Here is a 2,151-nt window from a genome sequence, read left to right as displayed (position 1 = left end):
CTGGGTATATTTCTAGCCGTATAGCTATCTGGATGGCTTTCCAGACAACTCCCCAAATATTCTTCCCATCTCTGCTCACCGATCATTCTCCCGTTCGGATCGGATTTCTGAACAGATTTCTGGCAAGTTATCTGCCTGGATATCCATCCAACCCGTCTGGAAAATCAGTCTCGCTGGCCGCTACAGTTCGACTTCCTCACCGGTCTCTGTCTCGACCGCCCGCTCGAAAACGAACTCGCTCGCGGCCGCATCGAGCACGGCCGATCCGACGCTTTCGACCACGATTATTTCGCTATCGTTGTCGCGGCCACCCCTGCCTTCGAGAACGTCGGTGAGCGGAACGAGGTCGGATTCGCCGAGGTCAGTTGCCAGCAAATCCCCTATCTCCGCGACCTCTTCCGGGACGTCGGCGAACGTCTTGTCGGCACGGCCGAACGTTTCGCGGTCGAGTTCACGCATCTCGGACGTGTAGGCACCGATGGCGATGACGAGCGTTCCGGGTTCGAGCGCCTCGCCCGAAAAGACGGGACTGGTCGCCGTGGTCGTCGTGACGACGACCGTCGCATCCGCGACCGCTTCGCCCGCCGACTCGACCGGCGTCGTCGGAACGTCGAGGTCGGATTCGAGCTCGTCAGCGCACTCGTCCTTCGAATCGCTCGGCGAGTAGACGCAGATCGATTCGACGTCCGTCGCGGCCGCGATACACCGTGCTTGCCAGCGGGCTTGTGTTCCCGCCCCGATGATCCCCAGTTTGACCGGCGAGGACGCGGCGAGTTCGGCGGCCGCGAGTCCGCCGATACAACCCGTTCGTGCGTTCGTGATCCTCGTCCCGGCGAGGAACCCGGCGGGCAATCCGGTCTCGGCCTCGGTCAGCGCGATTTGGGCGTTCACGGTCGGTAGCCCTCGGTCGGCGTTTCCATCGTGCACGCCGACGAGTTTGGTGGCGTAGTAGCGTGCGCCGTGGATGTACGCGGGCATCACGAGACCCGTTCCGAGAGAGGAATCGCCGACGAGTCCGGTACCAACCGGAAAGTGCGGGCGATCGGGTCGCTCAACTTCGCCGCGGCCCTGTTTGACGAAGGCTTCGCGCACTACCGGGAGCAGGGATTCGATGTCGAGGAGCGACGCCACGTCGTCGTCCGAGATGAGACGAACCATATCGGCCCTTTGGCTCGGACATGCTTATTTCCCGACGATGGAACCATTAGCCAGCGGTCCCTTTTCGACGGTATGCGAATAGTTGTCGTTGGTGGCGGAATCGTCGGCTGTTCGAGCGCGTACTATCTCGCACAGCGCGGAGCCGATGTGGTTCTCTGTGAGCGCTCGAACATCGGCGCTGGAAGCACCGAACGTTCGGCTGGCGGAATTCGGGCGCAGTTCTCGACCCCCGTCAACGTCGCGCTTTCGCGGGCCAGCATGCGCGTCTGGGATCGATTCGAGGATGAGTTCGACGCCGACATCTCCCATCGACGCTCGGGCTATCTCTTCCTCGCCCGGACTGACGACTCCGTGGAGGAACTCGCGGAAACTGTCGCCATGCAAAACGAGCAGGGTGTACCGAGCGAGTTGCTCACTCCCGAGGAGGCGCTGGAACACTGCCCCGGTCTTCGTGCCGACCGTTTCCGGTCGGCGACGTACTCACCGACAGACGGCTTCGCGGACCCTCATTTGGCGCTTCAAGCGTTCGCCACCCGCGCCCGTGAGGTCGGGGTGGACATCTGCACCGGCGTCGAGGTGACGGATGTGCTGCGGGACGGGAATGGCGTTACGGGCGTCGAAACGACCGACGGGCCCATCGACGCGGACTTCGTCGTCAACGCGGCCGGACCGTGGGCGGGCAGAGTTGCGGCGATGGCGGGCCTCGACCTTCCCATCTTGCCCGAGCGTCGCCAAATCGCGGTCGTCGACCCGGAAACTCCCGTCCCCGAGTCGGTCCCGTTGACTATCGACCTCGATACGGGGTCGTACTTCCGACCGGAGCGCGAAGGTGCCGCCCTCGTCGGCGGTCACTTCGGCGGGGACACGACCGTGGACCCGAACGCTTACGACCATTCGTCCGACCTCGATTGGACGATAGATGCGGTCGAGAAGGCGGCGGAGTTGGCGACGTACTTCGGTCCTGATTCCCGAATCCGCCGGGGATGGGCGGGC

Annotated in this window: 2 protein-coding genes; one reads left to right on the top strand and one right to left on the bottom strand. The window is 63.4% G+C overall.

Going from position 1 to position 2,151, the window contains the following annotated elements; all coding sequences use genetic code 11:
• Window positions 1–180: 180 nt before the first annotated feature.
• The gene (locus WBV42_RS14490) at window positions 181–1,158 is read right to left on the bottom strand and encodes an ornithine cyclodeaminase family protein (RefSeq protein WP_423986661.1); all 978 of its coding nucleotides are present in this window, start codon (window positions 1,156–1,158) and stop codon (window positions 181–183) included.
• A gap of 72 nt (window positions 1,159–1,230) precedes the next feature.
• On the opposite strand from WBV42_RS14490, the gene WBV42_RS14485 reads away from it, so the two are divergent.
• The coding region (locus WBV42_RS14485) for an NAD(P)/FAD-dependent oxidoreductase (RefSeq protein WP_423986660.1) at window positions 1,231–2,151 on the top strand (921 nt) is incomplete at its 3' end.

Origin of the sequence: Haladaptatus sp., from assembly GCF_049589095.1 — an archaeon.
GTDB lineage: Archaea > Halobacteriota > Halobacteria > Halobacteriales > Haladaptataceae > Haladaptatus.
This window is presented reverse-complemented; position numbering and strand designations above follow the sequence as displayed.